Raw genomic sequence first — 18,867 nt, forward strand, 5'->3', positions numbered from 1 at the left:
CTGACTTCCCCTTAACGTGTTTCATACCAACGCAAATGTTGCAACTTCGCAGTAGTATTGAACAATTGGCATTCTGGTAAATTTTTATTAGCTGCTGTTGTACAATCACGATCAGTTGAAACTACATTTTTTATCAGCTTATTACCCGTAGCATTACCAGAATAGGCTCCAAGTCCTGTTCCCAAAATACCAGCACCTAAATCTGTATTATTCGGTTGAGTTGTAGAGCTATCATAAAAACTACACTTTCCAGTTGGCAAGCAAAATTGATAGAGTTTAGAATCGCCTTTTACCCCACCGGTACATGTACTACCAATACCATTACCATCACGGTGAAATATATTGACATAAAGCATGCCATCTAATGCATAAAGCCCATTCATACCTTTATATACACCAGCACTATTAGAATATATATATTTCCAGCCATTATGCCCAGCTACAGTTACTCCATTTTTATAATCATCACCAGTAAAGGTCTTGGTAAAATATGTATTTAAAGAATCAAGAACACTAATATCTTTTGTACTCAATTTAGTATTGTCTAAACTATATAAATCAGTTTTTACTACATCTTTATCAAAAACAATAAATACACCATCACTTGCACTAGCTGAATCAGTCGTATTATTTTTACCAACAGTGCCCGATAAGGGTGAACTACGGTTACCCGAACTGAGTGCAACAATACCAACAAGTGAACCACTTTCATCCCTAGAGACAGAGAAACTTGGCATTTCATAAAAACGTGGGCTCGTACCATCACTATCAACATGTTGATTAAGTAAACGTACTACATGTGTTGCAAAATCAGATTTGTTTGTAGTTGTATTATTTAAGTCAATACGGAAAGCTTGGCCACCCAAGTCCCCAAAATACAGATGATCAACTAAACCATCACTATCACGATCTACAGCATTAATTTGACTAACTACACTATATTTTAAATCATTATTTTGAGTTGATGCTTGTGCACCTTTATCTGTAGATGCATTAGCACTTGACCACCAAAGTAAATTACCATTGTTGGCATCAAACATATAGACGCCTGCACCCTTACTGTTGGTCTGATTATAATTAGGCAATTCATAACCAGTGTCATAACCACCACCGACAAACATGACCAGTTTCTTTTCACCACCAAAATTAACATAAGCTAATGTTGGTTTTGACCAACTTTGCCCCATATAACTTAATGCACTATTAGTATTTAGTGTCCCATCTGTATTGTCTGCACCAGCTGGATTAATATGAAATTTGAGTTCAGGATTGGTTAAATCAGACAAGTCCAATGCATAGTAGCTGCGTCCCCCCATACGTAAACCACCATAAACCCACTGCAATCCTTTTAAAGCAATGTCTTTACCACTCGTACTATCTGTTACAGTGCGCCCAGACTCATTTACCGTGAGTGTTCCATCTGACTTTGCAATGTATTGGGTATGCGCTGTCCAAGGACCATCTATACCATAAAGTAATTCTGGACTATCTGACTTTTCTTGTAAGAAAGCTGTTCTTTGTTTTTCATTTTGCATCATTTCATTGGGTACGAAAGCAAAAATCTCTTTACCTGTTTTAACATCTACCACATGTAAAAGTCCTTGTGTGGTGCCAAATAACAAGTAATCTTTACGACTGGTAGTGTCTAACTGTCCATCTGTAATTGTAATTTTACCTTCTTGAGTAAGTAAAACTGGAGCTGAGTGCATAACTGCACCAATCTGGCGAAGTTCTGTTTTACCAATCACATCACTTAAATCAACAGCTTCATCCACTCCAACATTGTAACCCAATAAATTTAGCCAATAGTTCTTAGCAGGATCATTAGTAAATAGAGTTGAATCACTTGGGTTAATAGCAAATAGATTTTGTAAAGTAACCTTTTCCAATGATTTTATTTCATTTGCTGTATAAGATGCTGCACTTCCTGTAATTTCCCGGTTAGTATAAATTGTTCTATTTTCCACTTGGATATTGTCTGTATTTAAATGAATACCTAATGGTAACTGACCTTTTACTCCACCACTCCAGATACCTTCTACAGATTGATTAAATGAACCATCTTTGAATATTCCGGTCGTCTTATTAGCTCCATACAATTGACCATTAAGCACATGGTATTTATCCATATTGCCGGCCCACATTTGAGTATTGTCCTGAGGTTTAGGATTGAATGAAGCATAATAGCCATAAGGCTGGATACGCAGAGGATTTAATGCATCCTGTGGCAATGTTGGTGAGCCTGTAACAACAGGAGGAATATTTTGATCAAAGACATCGTCAAGGAATTTATTGATACTAGACACTACTCCAGCTTTTGCTCCACCAGAATCACTTGAACTTACAGAGGTATACTGCCCACCACCAGCAGTAGCCCAATTTGATAAAGCACTTCCTGTATAATTAAAACCAACTGTATACGTCTTAATTTTTACTTCTCGATTACTAAAAGGGTTTCCAGCTGTTTTCAGCAGTCCCTTTGCCATGAATTGAGCACAACTATCAAAGCTATTACAGGAAATGGAAGACAACCCCATTGAAGATGCAAACAACTTATCATTAGCAGTAGGCGCATTCGCCTCACCATCAGTTAAAAAATAGATACCGTGTTGACCACATTCTTGTTCTTTATGATATACACTCGCATAAGTCTCATTCGTAGAATTACTTACATAATTACGTATACTATCAATTGGACTCAGATATTTAATAGTATTACCACTGCCAGTTGTCAAACCAGGTTGTGCAACATCAATAGAAGTGTTTGCTGGATTAGTATTAGTTAATGGTTTAGTACTATTCCCTAACATATATGCTATTGTTTCTGCATACAATTGTGCAGATGGAGTAGCAGTATCTGTAATAATTCGCTGAACTTGCAAATTCATCGCTTGTCTTGCTGTCATAGTACTTACAGAACCAACACTACCTAGATTAGTTATACGCTGACTAGACGAACGTTTTGTATCCGTGAACATGCAGTTATTGGCGCGTTTTGCATTATCATCGAGCGTCCAATCAATATATAAGTGTGGATTTACCCTATCCTCGCGGTCAGAATAAAAAGTATAGTTTTTACTACTATCTCGAGACAATTCAAAAATAATATCTCCCATTCCGCACCAATTATTATTATTCTTAATTAACTCCTCCATTTCACTCTTAATATCCATAGAGTAAACATTCATTGGATTTGATACATTATCATTTGCATAACTATTTTTATAAGCATTTATAGCTCTTTGAGTTGTTGCATTAGAAAATATTGTTGTTAAATAATTATTATCTACTCCTGTTTGAATCGTTTTTGATGTATCAGCTCCAGTGTAGGATTGCAATCTTGTAACCGATGGATTTGACATATATAAATCACTATGCCTAGCTACTCTAACTTTTAGTTTATTCGCTCCATTATCAATATTAGACCGCAGTTCCAAATAGGCAGAATTAATCGTAGCTCCTCTCGGAACATCCACTTGAAAACGAATATATACTTTTTTATCATCAGTATTTATGGTGGAAGCCCCGCCTGATACCACTGGCTGATTATTACTACTCTTAAATATCACATCACCATTAGTTGGAAATAAATCTTTACGAGAGGAAGGATAAGTTACCTTATCGTCCAACAGCTGGGCTGGTCGGGCAATATATCCGGCATCACGACGTGGCGCAGTTATTGAACTATCAGAAGAAGCACTACTGGTCGCAGGATGGACTGCCGTATAATAAAGAGTCGTATTATCATTATTTTTTATTGGATACCATGGAGGGCTTTCAAAAGTAGATAATCCTGCACGAATATTCCTTGCTGGTTTAATTTTATCACCATCACCAAGCAATACCGCCTGCATAGAATCTTTTAAATCAAAAGCACTTCTTTTACCCGACATAGATCCTGAATTGTCTAATGCAAACATAACAACAGGTTTAGGTGTAAAGCCCGATTTATAAATATCAATATCACTGGCATAGCTCGAAACACTATAACAAGTCGTAAATGTCATTAATGCGGACATCGTTATAGAAAGCCATTTTTTTTGACTTAAGTTCATCATTTTCTCAATCCCCAATCTTTCTATATTACGATGCCAACTTTGGCGAACCACCAACGGTATAATCTGCATGCTGCATGTTGTAAGGTATATTTATAGTTTCAAAACAGGCTGCGACTTCCGATGCACTTTTTTTGAAACAAGCCTCGATACTTGAGCTACTTGCGCCAGAAAAACTTGGCAATACAGAAATCACAGTAGCTCCAATATTATTTGAAATACTAGGAATACTACTTTGCCCTTGACTTGTACCTAAAGGCGCATTACCAAAAGGAGTTGCAGTGGTTGCTGCACGAGTTAAATAAATTTGAGATAAAACAGCTGAACGACCTGTTGCAAACCAATTGGACTTACAAAAACCTTCCACCCCAATTTTCGTTATGCCACCATCAGAAGTAATCACACTTGCTTTTTGCAAACTAAAAAATGTACTTTCTGATGCCTTATAACAAAATACCAGTTCATCTTTTGCATTATCTGCCGAGTTAAAATAGGCAAACATGCCATTTAAAGCCAGTTGCTGCTCAATCTTTGCTGGGTTCTCAATATTAAATAATGCTGCATCAGAGTTTTCGAGCAATAAGGCATTTACTTGACTATTTGTCGCAATTTTTAAGCCTAATATCCCCGATTTAATGGCAAGTGTTCCAAGTAATGTCACCATAATTAAAATAATAAGAACAACAATGAGTGTTGCACCGTACTGCTTTGTTCTCATGATGCCCCCAATGTATTTCTTAATGCCACCACTTGACTTACAGCCTGTCGTAAATATTTTTGATTGACTGCATCTGTTCCATTTAATGTCACAGTCTGTCCTGCCAAGTTAAATGTCTTCTGGGTGTTTACATTTGAATCAGAACCAATTTTTCCAGTTGAACGCGCTAACATCCCAATTTCAACTGAAACCACTTGTAAATAATTTTTGGGATCAGTCACACTACTACCCATAGCAGCTTTATATTCATCTAAAGTCATATAACGCAAATTATTATTTACTAAATTTTTAACACCTAATCGCACTTTAAAAGCATCAATGTATTGCATAATTTGCTGAGCATTATTATCTAGACCAGTAATTGCGGTATTGCCATTCGCATACCATCCCGCATCACAAGCCAATGAATAAGAAACTGGCTCACCTGTAGACGTGCTAATCTCTTTTAAGAAATAGCGTTGCACAATAGTTTTAGCCTGCGCATTGGTAATCGAATTTCCTTCACAATCTATAATTTCATTTGCAGCAGGCACATATTGAATAGTTAATTGATCACTTTCCCCAGAAGTGTTATCAGTATCTTTCCCTTGTAAAGACACAAATTTAGTTTCTAAATTGGGAATATTTTGCAAACTATTAGGAAGGTTTTCTTTCGCAAAAATGATACCTGAGCCGATCATTTTATTATTTACATATTGACTCGATGGGGTATTCAAATTTGCATGTCGTAAATCATGTGTTAAAGATGAAAGTCCAAAATTGGCATTTTGCTGTAAGCCTCCTAAACTACTTTGTAGTCCCATTGAGCGCTGACTACTTAAAAAAACAGCAAGCCCTGCAGCAACAATAAGTAAACCAAGCGCTAAAGCAACCATGAGTTCAATCAGAGTAAAAGCTTGTTGAGGTTTAATCATGGTTATAAACTTCCATAATGATACATTTGGCATCAGGTACATAGGCTGTGCCATTGGTACAGTTTGAACCACCACTTCCATTTGTAGCAGTTGTACCACCCCATGCTACATATATGCATTGACGAATTAACGTAGAACCTTGACAATCCAACATGGCAAGACTCATACCTAAGTCTGTAGCACGTTGTTTGACCTGAGCATAATCATATTTTGCCATCTGATCAGCATCACAAGATGTGGTAGAACAGTTTGTTAATATTTCAGTGCTACCCATATCCCCATACTTACTTAAACCACCTCGGTTTACACGCATACGCTCTGCTAAATCTCGGGCTATATTGGTTGCTTGAATGTTCTGACCTGCTTCAGTGCTTGCAGCAACTGCCCGTATTTGTAAAGCAACAAAACCCAGTACAGCAATGCTCAATAAAAGTAATGCAACAAGCACTTCCATTAAACCAGCACCTTTTTGAGACGTTATCATTATTATTTCCCCAATTAATTCGGACAGCTGGTTGCCGATTTATCATAAAAAACGATGCCATCTTTTTGCACATAAATATAGGATTTTAAAGTGTTATCTGAAGTATGCTGAAATACAAAACATAAGTTTGTAGTTGCTGTAGATTGTCCCTGACGGTTATACGTAATACTTGCAGCACCTGTGTATTTCTCAACGCGGCTAGAAGGTATCCATTTTTTATAAAAGGTTGTCACGCTACTATCTAAAGCCAACACTCGATTAGTTTGTTTAAATACAGCTTCTGAACGTGTTTCAGCCAGTAAGTTAACAAAATTACTAGTATCAACGGTCAATTCGTTTTTACGAATCGTTTTAGTAAAAGACGGTGCAGCCATCATCGCAATAATAGCCATTACTGCAATCGTCACCATGAGCTCAACCAAGGTGAACCCTTCTTGCGGAATAATTCCCCTCATCCCCTTAAACCCCAAATAAACTTAAGAATTTTTTATTTATTATTTAAATTTTACGGTTTAGATTTACAAAACAAATACAAAGCAGATAAAGGGTATAAAAAAACAGATAATCGTCATATCAACAATTATCTGTTTTACTATTTTAAAATCAGTATGTTAAACAAGTCACACTTTATGCTTGAGTCACATGAATACGTAATTCTTTAGGAAGACTAAAAGTTATGTTCTCTTCACGTCCATCTAATTCTTTAGGTGCTTGTGCGCCCCAGTCTTGTAAACGTTGAATTACTTGCTTAATGAGAATTTCTGGCGCTGAAGCACCCGCTGTCACACCAATTTTGCACGTATCATTGAACCATGACCGTTCTAACTGATCAGCATTATCTACAAGGTAAGCAGCTTTACCCATACGCTCTGCAAGCTCACGTAAACGATTTGAATTTGATGAGTTAGGTGAACCTACAACCAAGACCACATCACACTGTTCTGCCAAGTCACGTACAGCATCTTGTCTGTTTTGAGTTGCGTAGCAAATATCATCCTTACGCGGACCCTGAATATGAGGAAATTTTGCACGCAAAGCATCAATAACTTTAGCTGTATCATCAATAGATAAAGTTGTTTGAGTTACAAATGCAAGTTTTTCAGGATGTCTTACTGCCAATGCAGCAACATCAGCTTCATCTTCAACCAGATAAATCTCACCACCTTTCAATTTGTCATATTGGCCCATGGTTCCTTCAACTTCTGGGTGCCCTTCATGACCAATTAAAATGGCTTCAGTACCTTCTCGTGCATATTTAGTCACTTCAATATGAACTTTAGTAACCAAAGGACAGGTCGCATCAAAAACTTTTAAGCCTCGGCGCTCCGCTTCTTGCTGAACTGCTTTTGAAACACCATGCGCACTGAAAATTACAATTGAGTCATCTGGAACCTGATCTAGTTCATCAACAAAAACCGCCCCTCTTTGACGCAAGTCATCTACCACAAATTTATTGTGTACAACTTCATGACGTACATAAATAGGCGGATTAAAACATTCTAAAGCCCGATTGACGATTGCTATGGCTCGATCAACACCGGCACAAAAACCACGCGGATTAGCTAACACAATTTCCATAACAGCCTCAAAATTAATAAAACAGGGGAATTTCTCTTGAATATTTGCAATTAAAACTATTCAGTTTAAACGCACGGTACACTACAATAGCGAAGATATTTTATCATATCAGGAAAAATATCATGTCGGGTCTATTGTTTGTCGTTTCTGCTGCATCAGGAACGGGCAAAACATCTTTGGTGAAAGCCCTGCTTGACCGTGTGAGCAATTTACATGTTTCAGTCTCACATACTACCCGCAGTCAACGTCCCGGTGAGTTAGATGGTGTTCACTATCACTTCACTACAAAAGATGAATTTCTAGACCAGGTCAACCATGACGGTTTTATTGAATACGCTGAAGTATTTGGTAATTACTATGGCACTTCTCAAGCAACTGTAAAACAACAGTTAGCTCAGGGACACGATGTTCTACTTGAAATTGATTGGCAAGGTGCAGAGCAAGTTCGCAAACTTTTTCCTGAATCCAAGCAAATATTTATTTTACCGCCAACACAGTTTGACCTCCGTCAGCGTTTATCTAACCGCGGCACAGACTCAGTTGAAGTCATTGAACATCGTTTAAGCTGTGCAGTTGAAGATATGCAGCATTTTACGAACTTTGATTACATCATTATTAATGATGACTTTAATAAAGCTTTACATGAGATTGAAGCTGTAATTACAGCAAACCGTCTAGTGCTATCTCAGCAAGCGAAACGTTATCAAACATTAATTCAAGACTTGATTACTCCTCAACCAAAACAGGAATAACTTGAGTCTAGATCGAAAGCCTTTTATACTGTTTAGTCTGTTCAAATTCACCATTCCAAAACGAGAACTTTTATGGCACGCGTCACCGTTGAAGATTGTTTAGATCATGTAGACAACCGTTTTGAGCTTGTGCTCGTTGCAAGTAAGCGTGCTCGTCAATTGGCACGTCAAGGCATGGAGCCAACTGTAGAATGGGATAACGACAAACCGACTGTAGTTTCTTTGCGCGAAATCGCGGCAGGTCACGTTACTAAGGAAATTCTTAAGCAACGTGAACAAGATTATCAAACTTCTAGTCTTGATCTTGCTCTTTCTACAAACAGCTTGAATTTAGAAGGTTTTTCTTTCTAATTCTTTCTGTTTAATAAAAAAACCATCGTTTTTCTGCGGTGGTTTTTTATTTGGCTTTGCCTTGAATTTAAAGATATTGAAAAAAGCAATTATTTTCATTGAAAAAAAAACACACTTTTTCAAATGAAAAAATTGACAAGTTCCGCAATATGCTTTTCATTAAGAAGTAGATAGATTTAGTTTCTCAGCATTAGGAAAAAGGGTGATTTATGCCAGGCGAAGAGGTCAGCCAAGCCAAGCAACAGCTTAAATTGATTGTCGACCCTTACTTATCGGTAAGTGAGGTCGAGAAAGTGCTTGCTGCCTGTGATTTTGCCGATCTAGCGCATAGTGGCATTACACGTAAAAGTGGTGAACCCTACATTCTGCATCCAATTGCTGTTAGCTGCATTCTTGCGAACATGCGTTTAGATGCTGAAACCTTAATGGCAGCCCTTTTGCATGATGTTATTGAAGACACTCAATATACAAAAGAAGATATTACTGAAAAGTTCGGACTGACAGTTGCCGAGCTGGTTGACGGTGTAACCAAACTTAGCCAGTCCAGTGATAAAGAATATAACAAAGCCGCCTCATTCCGAAAAATCTTGCAAGCAACCCTACAGGACCCGCGTGTCATTATTATTAAATTAGCCGATCGCTATCATAATATGACAACGCTAGGTGCTTTACGTCCAGATAAACGCGCCCGCATTGCGCAAGAAACGCTTGATATCTTTGTGCCAATGGCAAGATTAGTCGGCATGAATGAAATGGGTGATAATCTAGAAAATCTTTGTTATCAAAATCTTGATCTTGATATGTTTGATAATGTGCAAAATGCACTACGTGTAACTAAACCAGAGCGATGTAAATATCAAAGTATCTGGGAACAAAACCTCGCTGAACTTCTCCACAATTATCACATTCAAGGCCGCATTAAAAAGAAAAATAACAATATCGAATTATTACGCCATTTCGTCAAAAATGAGATGGACTTACAAGAGCTTACCCATAGTCATGCTTTTGAGATCGTTTTACAATCAATTGCTGACTGTGACCGTCTAGTTGATGCTTTAAGAGAAAACTTTCAGGTCATTCAATATCAGGACCATATCCGTCGTCCGCTACCGGGTGGTAACCAATCTTTACTGATTAAACTTAAAGGCGAAAAAACTACACTATCTCTTACCATTCAAACCGAGCTTATGCGTAAAGCTGCTCGTTTTGGGGTAGTGCTTGGTGAAAATGCCCCACAAACTTGTCGTTCAGCCATTCAGGCCTCTATGCAAAACCTGAATACACTTATCGATGGAGAATGTGCAAAAACGACCTTCAATGATTTATTAGATTACTTACATCAAGAAAAAATTTGGGTTTACACACCACATGGTCAACTCCACGAGTTACCACAAGGTGCTACCGTAGTTGATTTTGCTTATTCAGCAAGTTTATTTTTAGGTAACCATGCAGTTGGTGCAAAAGTGGATGGTGAGATTAAACCATTATCTACACCATTAATTAGCGGTCAGGTTATCGAAGTTATTACGGATGTTTTAGCAACACCAAATCCAGACTGGTTAAGCTTTATTAATACGCAAAAAGCGCGTCGTGCTTTACAACATGTTCTTAAAGATCAGGAAATTGAAGAACAGCGTCTTGTCGGTGAGCAAGCACTTTCCCGCGCATTAAAACTCTTCAATCGTTCGATCAGTGATCTCTCGGATGCTGACTGGTTAGATTTACTGCAGTGGCGTCATATCGATAACAAGAATACATTGTTTGAACAAATTGCGGTTGGTGACTTACTTCCTCAACTTGTGGCTAATCACCTATTTGCTCATGACAAGCATCCACAAGTAGAAAACTCAGATCGACTTATTCAGAGTACCGAAGGTATCGACGTTAAATATGCGCATTGCTGCAATCCAGTTTTGGGTGACCCCATTCAGGGGCACTTAACACGTCGTGGGTTAATTGTGCATCGCATCCGCTGCCATAACTTGCTACATGAACAACATCTACATCCTGAAAATATTATGCCGCTTCAATGGAAAGCAGATGATGTAGATGATGTACGTTTTACCGCCTACCTCGCTATAGATATGGCAATGAATGATGAACAGGTATCAGACCTGATCTATCAATGTCGTAAAAATAATGCTGGGGTAGAGATGGTTCATTCAAATGAGCAAAGAACTTTTGTTAATATTGTAGTCAACAACCGTAAACATATTGCAAAAGTCATCCGTGACTTACGTATGCATTATGGTTTCCCGCGTATTGAACGTTTGGATGCTGCTAATCCCCAAATGGAAGTTTCAAAAGTAAGCTAATCTTTACAAAAGCTATTGGTCAGGTTTATGTTTCTTTAACAAAATCAAACTTTCCAAATTCACTTAATCAATTAAATCGATGATACTTTTGTCCAAACCTATCATCGATTATGATGGAAAGAGATTTAATCAAGGAGAACCAAATGTCCCGCCAAGTGATTCATACTGAAAATGCCCCTGCTGCTATCGGCACATACTCTCAAGCTATTTTAGTAGACAATACGCTATATCTATCAGGGCAGATTGGTTTAGACCCATACAGTATGGAACTTGTAGAAGGTATCGAAGCTCAAATTCGCCGTGTATTTGATAATTTAAAAGCGGTTTGTGAAGCTGCTGGTGGTTCACTTGCAGACATTGCCAAACTTAATATTTTCCTAACCGATTTATCAAATTTCCAACTTGTAAACCAAATTATGGGTGAATATTTTGCTCAACCGTATCCTGCCCGTGCAGCATTAGGTGTAGCTAGTCTACCTAAAGGTGCATTAGTAGAGATGGATGGTATTGTTATTATCAATCAATAAGATACAAAATATTAAACACTCGAAATTAAAAAATATTCAGCTCTAAATTAGATACCACCCTTGCTTAAAATCTGAACACCACTCAGATTTCCGCTCAGGTGGTATTTTTTTATCCAAAATCCCAATAATAATAAATGAGATTTTAAATGAATTTCATTGACAAACGATAATAATTATCAATAATATCAATTATCGCATTTATATTTGGGGATCACTCCCATGTACGTTTGCTTGTGTCGTGGCATTACCGATCAAGATATTAAAGACGCTGTTGAAAATGGCGCTGAAAGCTATCGCGAAATTCGTGACTTGCTTGATCTCGGTACTTGCTGTGGACGCTGTGCACCAGAAGCACGTGCTATTATTAGTGAAGAATTATCAGAAATCGCTGCTCGTATTTCCGTAGCTGCTTAAAAAAATTATAAACATTTAACCGTATTTATTAGCTCCTCCACCGCTTTTTGCGGAACGTTAATAGTTCCTCATTCAAGCGGTTTTTTTTGGCAGGAAACTCTCCTGTACTAATATTGTGTTGTTTTTGATTGCGATTTTCATTTGCTGTTCCATAAATTACTCGCCATATCCATGATTGTTCACTAAAATGGTTTTATAGATTGCCTTAATTGGATTAAGGCAGAAATTGTTTTGGAGTAGCTACAATGAAAGGCAATCGTGATGTCATTAATCAGCTTAACCAAGTGCTGTACCATCATTTAACTGCAATTAATCAATACTTTTTACATTCACGCATGTTTAATGATTGGGGAATTGAACAGCTCGGTTCTGCCGAATATAAAGAATCAATTCGTCAAATGAAGCATGCAGACAAAATTATTGAACGTATTTTGTTTTTAGAAGGCCTTCCTAACCTTCAGCATTTAGGCAAACTTTATATCGGCCAACACACCGAAGAAGTCCTACACTGTGACATTCGTAAAGTGAAAGAAAATATAGAGGCGATTCAAAAAACAGTTGCACTCGCTGAAACAGAACAAGATTATGTAACTCGTGATCTCGTTCAAGAAATTTTAGAAAAAGAAGAAGAATATTGGGACTGGTTAGATACTCAAATTGACCTTATCGGCAACGTTGGCATTGAAAATTACATCCAGAGTCAGATGTAATTTCTCATAAAAAAATCCCCTTGAGTACAAGGGGATTTTTTTATTACTTTTCTTTTAATAACTCTGGTAGCGTTATTTTTTGCTTATAGAGATGCTTTAAAATTAATAATTGCTGCTCTGCTTGCTCTGGTTTTCCATTATAAGCCAGCAATTTTGCATATTTACGTAGATTATATGGAGTTGCTTTATTCTTTACCGAGTTCCCCCACTGGACTAGATCAGCTTCAGGTAATTTAGTTTTTGGATTAAGTTCAATCCATTTTAAACGCTCTTCAAACTGCGTTAAAACAAAAATTTTACTGCTTCCCATGAACTCTGCATTTGGCTTTTTATTCTTATAAAGTAAATTACTATTTAGAACATACACATTGTAATCACGTAAAATCGCAATAATAAGCAGCAAACTAACTACCCATATTAAGCGAAAAAGTTGCTTATTGAGTACAACTCCCTTGAGTACTGGAGTCTGCGCCTGAACAATACCGAGCAAGAAACCACAGGTAAGTAAGAAATAAGCATAGCGCTGTGGGAACTCGAACATGGCATGAATAAACACTGCACACACCATCATAATCGCTATAATTGAGATAGTTTCTTTAGCCTGTTGATTTAACCAAAGGAACCAGCACGCAAAGTAAGCAATAATTACAGCTGCTAATGGAATACCATTCCAAACAATTAAATCAAGCAGTACATTATGGGCACTATTAAACCATACATGTACAGTTCCATATTGAATACTATCGACTACAGCGACACTTGTTTGACTCCATCCATACCCCGCCCATGGCTGCTGTGCTATGGCATGTAATATTTGTATCCACATGCCTACACGCTCATGCCCCGAACCTGCACGAGCAACAAATGTACTTGTTTCAGTAATCTGTGTATTTGTAGAGAATTCAATGAATTGAGTAATATAAGGTAAGATTAATCCAGCAATTAAGAAAAATGTTAAGCACCACAAGAAGCCTTGAGCAAATCCAAATCTTTTTTGCTTTCTAAACTGCTTGATCACCCAATAGATAAGTAAAAATGGAAAAACTATCCATGAAGTTCTTGACTGACTCAATGCGACCGTAAATAAAATAATGAGCGTTGAAGGCAGCAACAACCAGATTGTGACTTTATTCTTTTCATATAAATACAAACACCCTAATAATCCAATAATTAAAAAGGTTGCCATATTATTGGGTTGACCAAAATTACCGTAAGGACGATTACCCAGCAACTTAAGCACATACGGAATATGAGACTCAATATTCAACCATTGGCAAATTGCAATGAAACTAGTAACAAGCGATACAATAATTACAAGTAAGCTAAAACCAGAAAAGATTTGATCTCGCTTTTGTTGATCTAAAGACAGGTTGTAGCCAGCCAAGACCATAAACCAAAAACCTAACAAGTAAAATGAACTCAATAAGGCTGTGCTCAAATCAAAAACTAGACCAAAACCCCACTGCACCATTGGAATTAAAGTAAATGGCAGCAACAACAGTTGTGCTCTAGGAATTTTAATATTTTGCTGAATGAGGGCAGCTAATACGCATAATCCAGCCCCAAAAGTACTCACTTCACTTGAAAACATAACCCAAGGACTATAGTGAAATGGAGACAACCATGCAAAACCTAACAGGATTGCAGCGAGGAATAGGAAGAATACTTGCATAGTGACAGGTTAAAGACTAAAACTTGAAAGAATTATACATGGAAATAGGGAAGGATAATCTTAACAAGAAATAAAGGAGATTAAGCTAATTTTAAAAGCAATACAGTTAGATAAACTTCAACTTATAAAATAAAAAAGCACCTTACTTAAGGCGCTTTTTTATTTTTAATTAGATACAAATTAACGCTTACTACCTTTCATATATTTATCCAAAGTATCAGTAGTAGTTTTAGTACACTCGAAATTACCGCCAGCATTCACACTACAATCTGCATTAAAAACTAGAGATTTCACTTCAGATGTTCCTGTAAATGCAATATTTACTTTACCTGGCGCTGCTGGAGCAGTTCCTGAGGCTGCTGCTGGAGCGGTACCAGTAATTGTTACAGCAGCTGTAGCATAGCTAGGGCTAGGTAAAGCTGTGCCAGGAAAATCATACCCCTGAAGCTCAGTTAGAGTATCGCATTTAGTACCATCTGTTGCCTGATCATTTAAACAATTTTTAATAGCGGACTTAATACCTTCCACATCTGCTACATTAGATGCCCATTTTGTTCTAACCGTGTAATCCTGATAAGCAGGAATTGCAATTGCCGCCAAAATACCAATAATCGCAACCACGATCATGAGTTCAATTAATGTAAAACCTTTTTGTGCATTCATAGCCTTTTCCCCAAAGATTGTATGTATGTTTTTATATAAGCTTTTTCAGCTATCAACCATATAGCAGCATTCATGCCAACTTTTATTTTATTTATAAAACAAAAACTTATATTATTTTTTCAATTTATTGAATATAAAATCTCTGTAAATAACTGACAAAAAACGTCATATAACTTTTTAGCACAACACATCACATATAAAAAAAATTAAATAAAATCCATCAATTTTTTTATTTGATTTTGTAAGAAAATTCTCTTTAAAAATAAATAAATAGGTGACATTTTTTGTCAGTCACCCTAAAAAATAAAAACTGAGAAAACTATGAGATATAAACTTTTTAGAAAATAACTCAATTAATAATAATTGGAGCATTTCCCAATTCATTGGATTGATCGGGCATATTTTCGTCATAAAAATGTGACAACACCTCTCCAATTTGCTGTACACCAATCACTACAGCTTGTTGATATTGTTTTTGTTTAAGTTGTTGAATGATCGACTCACAAATCTGTTGCCAGACCTGATCATTAGTCGCATTTCTAATACCACGGTCAAATATAACTTCTACAGTACGTTCACATAAATTTAGGTATAACAATACGCCGCTATTTAATGCGGTGTCCCAAACGCCTAATTCTGCAAATAACTGCTGTGCTCGTAAACGCGTGTTTTGTCTATAGGCTTGTGAACATGGAATATGGCCTTCAATTACAACCTGTATTTCGCCAATATGTCCATGTTCTGCTTGCTGTACAGCATCGGCAATAATTTGCTTATCTTGTTTTGAAAAATAACGACTACTAGCCGGAAAATAACATAAATGTTTAAACCAACGTTTTAGGCTTGGCTCTACAGATTCCTCAATTTTGGGCTGAGTAATAATTTGTGTTGTTTCTGATGTTGTTACCATGAGCCTGAAGCACCTCCACCGCCAAAACGACCTCCACCGCCGCCATAGCCTCCGCCACCACCGCCGAAGCCTCCTCCACGTCCACCGCCGCCAGAGCCACTCAAAATAGCCTGTAAAATAAGTTGAGCAATTGAGGTGATGAGTAAAAAGAAAATTCCAACACCAAGTAATAAGCTAGTCACTAGACCTGCGCCATTTACAAAACCTGCTACGGCGGCAGCAACACCAGCAGTAGATGCACTAAGAGGTCGTCCTACAATAAATGAACCAACAATTCCGGCAACAAGAATAAATAAAGCCATTGTCAGGGTTGTTTGTTTGGCTTGTTGCTCTTCTGCTGCTTGGTGTTGTCTTTCTTTTAAATCTTGAGCAGCTTGCTGAGCAACTTCTGGATCAAGATTTAAAATTCTTCCGATTTCATCAAGACCCGCATTTAAACCTTGCGCATATTGGGCTTGTTTAAAATAAGGTGTAATTTGATTTCGAATAATCCGACTTGCGACAATATCAGGCAATACGCCTTCTAAACCATATCCAGTTAAAATTTGTATACGGCGATCATTTACCGCTATCGCAATGAGTAATCCATTGTCACGCTTAGCTGAGCCTAATTGCCACTGTTCACCCACTCGTAATGCATAATCAAAAATATCTTCTTGGCCCGTCGTTGGAACAATAACGACACCAATTTGCGCTTTGCCTTGTTGGTATAAACTTAGAATTTTTTGGTTGAGCTGCTGCTTCTCAGCCTCACTTAAAATGTTAGCTTGATCAATAACAGGTTGGTTTAAAGTTGGCAAACCACGAATTGACTCACCATCTGCCATATCGTTAGCGACTTTAGGCTGAGGAACAACGTCCGAAGCTGGTTGTTCACCCGATTTAGACAGCGTAGCTTGATTTTGCTGCTTTTGAATAATTTTGCCCGCTACTATTGTGTCAGTCTCATCAATAGCAGTTGCAATATTACTTTCACTCCATGCCGTATTCTGAAAAAGAACACCACAACAGAGCAAAATTAAGGTCGTAATAAAGACCTTAATTTGCTTAGACTGAAGCAATATAATATTTCTCATACGGCACTCCTTTGATTTATTAAATTAATCAAAAGAAACTTTTGGAGCCTGTTGTGCAGAAGCTTCTGCTGAGAAATTGGCTTTTGGATGCATGCCAATTACTTTTGCAGTCACTGCTTGCGGGAACTGGCGTACATACGAGTTATAGTCTTGTACCGTTGTAATATAGCGATTACGGGCAACTGCAATACGGTTTTCTGTACCCTCAAGCTGAACTTGTAATTCTTGGAATTGAGTGTTGGCCTTCAAATCTGGGTAGTTTTCAGATACAGCAATCAGTCGAGATAATGCACCTGTTAACTGACTTTGAGCCTGTTGATATTTTTCAAGTAAAGCTGGATCTTCTAAAACTTCTTTATCAACCTTTAAACCAGCAACATTAGAACGTGCTTGTGTTACTTCGGTTAATACCTGCTCTTCATGTTTAGCATAACCTTTAACTACATTTACAAGGTTTGGTACCAAATCTGATCGACGTTGATATTGGTTTTGTACTTCAGACCAAGATGCTGTTACAGCCTCATCTTTTACTTGTAACGTGTTATAGCCACACCCCGAAAATAGTAAGGTACTGGCAAGTGTCGTCGCGATTGCGAGTTGTTTCAATGTTTTCATCGTCACATTATCCTCAAGTTTTTCTTTATATTTTTAACCTCTTTACCCGATTGTATGATGAATTTGGCATTATTGTGTTGCTTTTATTTTATTGATTTTTAAAAACCGGATTTTTAAATCCGGTTATTTATTAACTTAATCTTGGATGTTTTTCTTATTGAAAACTTGCCATTTGATATTCTTCTGCTAACGAACTTTTCCAGTAATCGACCATCTTGCCGTAATCCTTTTGACTAGGATGAAAATCTTTTTTGTAATATGAAAAATATTCAGGCATTAACTGGACAAGCATTTTCATCAGTAAATACAGCCCAAACAAATTACCCCCAATTTTAGGTAAGCTATTCCACTTATCTTGCCAAAACAAACGAGTGGTTCCATAAAAAGCGAGACTCGCAAATCCTGTCGTGACACTACGCATGAGTAAACGACGGATACGATCATCTCCGTACACATGCTGATAGACATCGAATGCTACTGAACGATGTTCAATTTCTTCAATCGCATGCCATACCCAAAGTTTTAGCGCATCTTGATCTAACGTTTTTAATAACTCTGGATGCTGTAAAACATATGCTCCAAGTAAAGCAGTAAAATGTTCAAAAGCACAGGTAAGAGCCAACTGTAGTTTAGGCGGAATCGTTCTTAAATATTTATCACGCTGATTTAACCAGTTTTGAAAACTGTCCAGATTATAATCATCACGCCGCCAAGCTTCATTAAACTCACTATGAGCTTTGGAATGCATAGCCTCTTGTCCAATAAAAGCTGCAATTTGTGCTTGTAGTTGAGGGTCTGAGACTTTATCACGCACATTACGCACGCTATTTACAAAAAATTGCTCTCCTACAGGAAAAGTCGAGGAAAGTGCAGTTAAAAAGTGAGACATAAGTGGCGAGTTTGCAAAATAGTGACGTTTAATCGCCGTTGGATTAAATTCAAGGCGACGCACTGTAATACCCAACGCTTTTCGACGATTTAAATATGATTTTTCTGCCGTCATATCTGCGATGTTCATATTCAACACCTATTGTATTGAAGAAGGAAGCTTTGAGTATGTCGTGACCGTTAAAGGTTAAAAAGGGCAAAAGAGCTTATTGTATTTGCCAAAAG

Annotated in this window: 18 protein-coding genes and 2 pseudogenes; 8 read left to right on the forward strand and 12 right to left on the reverse strand. The window is 37.4% G+C overall.

Annotated features, from left to right (window positions below; translation table 11 throughout):
- Positions 1-11 precede the first annotated feature (11 nt).
- From FY048_RS08340 to FY048_RS08360, 5 genes are read right to left on the reverse strand one after another with little or no spacing between them, the layout of a single operon-like run.
- A complete protein-coding gene (locus tag FY048_RS08340) occupies positions 12-4,058 on the reverse strand; it encodes a PilC/PilY family type IV pilus protein (RefSeq protein ID WP_446090815.1) in 4,047 nt (1,348 codons plus the stop codon).
- 25 nt (positions 4,059-4,083) lie between these two features.
- On the reverse strand, positions 4,084-4,773 hold the full coding sequence (locus FY048_RS08345) for a pilus assembly PilX family protein (protein ID WP_446090816.1): 690 nt from the start codon (positions 4,771-4,773) through the stop codon (positions 4,084-4,086).
- Positions 4,770-5,687 (reverse strand): PilW family protein, encoded by a 918-nt coding sequence (locus FY048_RS08350; RefSeq protein ID WP_446090817.1) that lies wholly within the window; start codon positions 5,685-5,687, stop codon positions 4,770-4,772. The genes FY048_RS08345 and FY048_RS08350 overlap by 4 nt, the downstream gene beginning before the upstream one ends.
- Positions 5,680-6,171: a type IV pilus modification protein PilV gene (gene pilV / locus FY048_RS08355; RefSeq protein ID WP_446090818.1), complete on the reverse strand. Its 492-nt coding sequence runs from the start codon at positions 6,169-6,171 to the stop codon at positions 5,680-5,682. The genes FY048_RS08350 and pilV overlap by 8 nt, the downstream gene beginning before the upstream one ends.
- Positions 6,172-6,185: 14 nt before the next feature.
- The gene (locus tag FY048_RS08360; protein WP_252061039.1) at positions 6,186-6,626 is read right to left on the reverse strand and encodes a pilus assembly FimT family protein; all 441 of its coding nucleotides are present in this window, start codon (positions 6,624-6,626) and stop codon (positions 6,186-6,188) included.
- Here FY048_RS08360 and FY048_RS08365 point away from each other — a divergent pair.
- Positions 6,532-6,833: pseudogene (locus tag FY048_RS08365) on the forward strand (hypothetical protein); the annotation flags it as partial. The gene FY048_RS08360 and the pseudogene FY048_RS08365 sit on opposite strands and share 95 nt — an antisense overlap.
- On the opposite strand, the gene ispH reads toward FY048_RS08365, so the two are convergent.
- Complete coding sequence (gene ispH / locus FY048_RS08370) at positions 6,799-7,749, reverse strand: 4-hydroxy-3-methylbut-2-enyl diphosphate reductase (protein WP_016140003.1); 951 nt, start codon at positions 7,747-7,749, stop codon at positions 6,799-6,801. The pseudogene FY048_RS08365 and the gene ispH sit on opposite strands and share 35 nt — an antisense overlap.
- Before the next feature lie 122 nt (positions 7,750-7,871).
- Between ispH and gmk the strand changes: the two genes are divergently transcribed.
- The 7 genes and pseudogenes from gmk (at position 7,872) to bfr (ending at position 12,818) form a co-directional block, all read left to right on the forward strand.
- Entirely contained in the window at positions 7,872-8,501 is a 630-nt protein-coding gene (gene gmk / locus FY048_RS08375; RefSeq protein ID WP_446090819.1) for a guanylate kinase, read from the forward strand.
- Positions 8,502-8,573: 72 nt separating this feature from the next.
- On the forward strand, positions 8,574-8,852 hold the full coding sequence (gene rpoZ, locus FY048_RS08380; RefSeq protein WP_002116990.1) for a DNA-directed RNA polymerase subunit omega: 279 nt from the start codon (positions 8,574-8,576) through the stop codon (positions 8,850-8,852).
- An 80-nt stretch (positions 8,853-8,932) separates the two neighbouring features.
- Positions 8,933-9,022 (forward strand): annotated as a pseudogene (locus FY048_RS08385) (hypothetical protein); the annotation flags it as partial.
- Between the two features lie 39 nt (positions 9,023-9,061).
- Positions 9,062-11,167 (forward strand): RelA/SpoT family protein, encoded by a 2,106-nt coding sequence (locus FY048_RS08390; RefSeq protein ID WP_446090820.1) that lies wholly within the window; start codon positions 9,062-9,064, stop codon positions 11,165-11,167.
- Between the two features lie 143 nt (positions 11,168-11,310).
- Positions 11,311-11,694, forward strand: coding sequence for a RidA family protein (locus tag FY048_RS08395; RefSeq protein WP_002116996.1), 384 nt, complete (start codon positions 11,311-11,313; stop codon positions 11,692-11,694).
- Between the two features lie 219 nt (positions 11,695-11,913).
- Positions 11,914-12,108 (forward strand): bacterioferritin-associated ferredoxin, encoded by a 195-nt coding sequence (locus FY048_RS08400; protein ID WP_004639703.1) that lies wholly within the window; start codon positions 11,914-11,916, stop codon positions 12,106-12,108.
- 245 nt (positions 12,109-12,353) lie between these two features.
- Entirely contained in the window at positions 12,354-12,818 is a 465-nt protein-coding gene (gene bfr / locus FY048_RS08405) for a heteropolymeric bacterioferritin subunit Bfr (protein WP_003653790.1), read from the forward strand.
- A gap of 43 nt (positions 12,819-12,861) precedes the next feature.
- Here bfr and FY048_RS08410 read toward each other — a convergent pair whose 3' ends face one another.
- The 6 genes from FY048_RS08410 to FY048_RS08435 all read right to left on the reverse strand — a co-directional run bounded on the left by FY048_RS08410 (position 12,862) and on the right by FY048_RS08435 (position 18,772).
- Entirely contained in the window at positions 12,862-14,490 is a 1,629-nt protein-coding gene (locus FY048_RS08410; RefSeq protein ID WP_446090821.1) for a Wzy polymerase domain-containing protein, read from the reverse strand.
- Between the two features lie 180 nt (positions 14,491-14,670).
- Entirely contained in the window at positions 14,671-15,153 is a 483-nt protein-coding gene (locus FY048_RS08415; protein ID WP_446090822.1) for a pilin, read from the reverse strand.
- A 349-nt stretch (positions 15,154-15,502) separates the two neighbouring features.
- Complete coding sequence (locus tag FY048_RS08420; RefSeq protein ID WP_446090823.1) at positions 15,503-16,063, reverse strand: TPM domain-containing protein; 561 nt, start codon at positions 16,061-16,063, stop codon at positions 15,503-15,505.
- Positions 16,057-17,139, reverse strand: a complete 1,083-nt coding sequence (locus FY048_RS08425) for a TPM domain-containing protein (protein WP_446090824.1) — start codon at positions 17,137-17,139, stop codon at positions 16,057-16,059. Before FY048_RS08425 ends, FY048_RS08420 begins: the two co-directional genes overlap by 7 nt.
- A gap of 24 nt (positions 17,140-17,163) precedes the next feature.
- On the reverse strand, positions 17,164-17,754 hold the full coding sequence (locus FY048_RS08430; protein ID WP_446090825.1) for a LemA family protein: 591 nt from the start codon (positions 17,752-17,754) through the stop codon (positions 17,164-17,166).
- Between the two features lie 154 nt (positions 17,755-17,908).
- The gene (locus FY048_RS08435; protein WP_446090826.1) at positions 17,909-18,772 is read right to left on the reverse strand and encodes a metal-dependent hydrolase; all 864 of its coding nucleotides are present in this window, start codon (positions 18,770-18,772) and stop codon (positions 17,909-17,911) included.
- Positions 18,773-18,867: the final 95 nt, after the last annotated feature.

Source organism: Acinetobacter sp. 1124_18A (assembly GCF_052824995.1).

Coding starts and splice junctions, on each gene's coding strand:
- FY048_RS08345 (WP_446090816.1), bottom strand. CDS start 4,773: ATGAGAACAAAGCAGTACGGTGCAACACTCATTGTTGTTCTTATTATT.
- FY048_RS08350 (WP_446090817.1), bottom strand. CDS start 5,687: ATGATTAAACCTCAACAAGCTTTTACTCTGATTGAACTCATGGTTGCT.
- FY048_RS08415 (WP_446090822.1), bottom strand. CDS start 15,153: ATGAATGCACAAAAAGGTTTTACATTAATTGAACTCATGATCGTGGTT.
- FY048_RS08430 (WP_446090825.1), bottom strand. CDS start 17,754: ATGAAAACATTGAAACAACTCGCAATCGCGACGACACTTGCCAGTACC.
- rpoZ (WP_002116990.1), top strand. CDS start 8,574: ATGGCACGCGTCACCGTTGAAGATTGTTTAGATCATGTAGACAACCGT.
- FY048_RS08435 (WP_446090826.1), bottom strand. CDS start 18,772: ATGAACATCGCAGATATGACGGCAGAAAAATCATATTTAAATCGTCGA.
- FY048_RS08400 (WP_004639703.1), top strand. CDS start 11,914: ATGTACGTTTGCTTGTGTCGTGGCATTACCGATCAAGATATTAAAGAC.
- FY048_RS08425 (WP_446090824.1), bottom strand. CDS start 17,139: ATGAGAAATATTATATTGCTTCAGTCTAAGCAAATTAAGGTCTTTATT.
- FY048_RS08395 (WP_002116996.1), top strand. CDS start 11,311: ATGTCCCGCCAAGTGATTCATACTGAAAATGCCCCTGCTGCTATCGGC.
- FY048_RS08360 (WP_252061039.1), bottom strand. CDS start 6,626: ATGAGGGGAATTATTCCGCAAGAAGGGTTCACCTTGGTTGAGCTCATG.
- gmk (WP_446090819.1), top strand. CDS start 7,872: ATGTCGGGTCTATTGTTTGTCGTTTCTGCTGCATCAGGAACGGGCAAA.
- bfr (WP_003653790.1), top strand. CDS start 12,354: ATGAAAGGCAATCGTGATGTCATTAATCAGCTTAACCAAGTGCTGTAC.
- pilV (WP_446090818.1), bottom strand. CDS start 6,171: ATGATAACGTCTCAAAAAGGTGCTGGTTTAATGGAAGTGCTTGTTGCA.
- FY048_RS08390 (WP_446090820.1), top strand. CDS start 9,062: ATGCCAGGCGAAGAGGTCAGCCAAGCCAAGCAACAGCTTAAATTGATT.
- ispH (WP_016140003.1), bottom strand. CDS start 7,749: ATGGAAATTGTGTTAGCTAATCCGCGTGGTTTTTGTGCCGGTGTTGAT.
- FY048_RS08410 (WP_446090821.1), bottom strand. CDS start 14,490: ATGCAAGTATTCTTCCTATTCCTCGCTGCAATCCTGTTAGGTTTTGCA.
- FY048_RS08420 (WP_446090823.1), bottom strand. CDS start 16,063: ATGGTAACAACATCAGAAACAACACAAATTATTACTCAGCCCAAAATT.
- FY048_RS08340 (WP_446090815.1), bottom strand. CDS start 4,058: ATGATGAACTTAAGTCAAAAAAAATGGCTTTCTATAACGATGTCCGCA.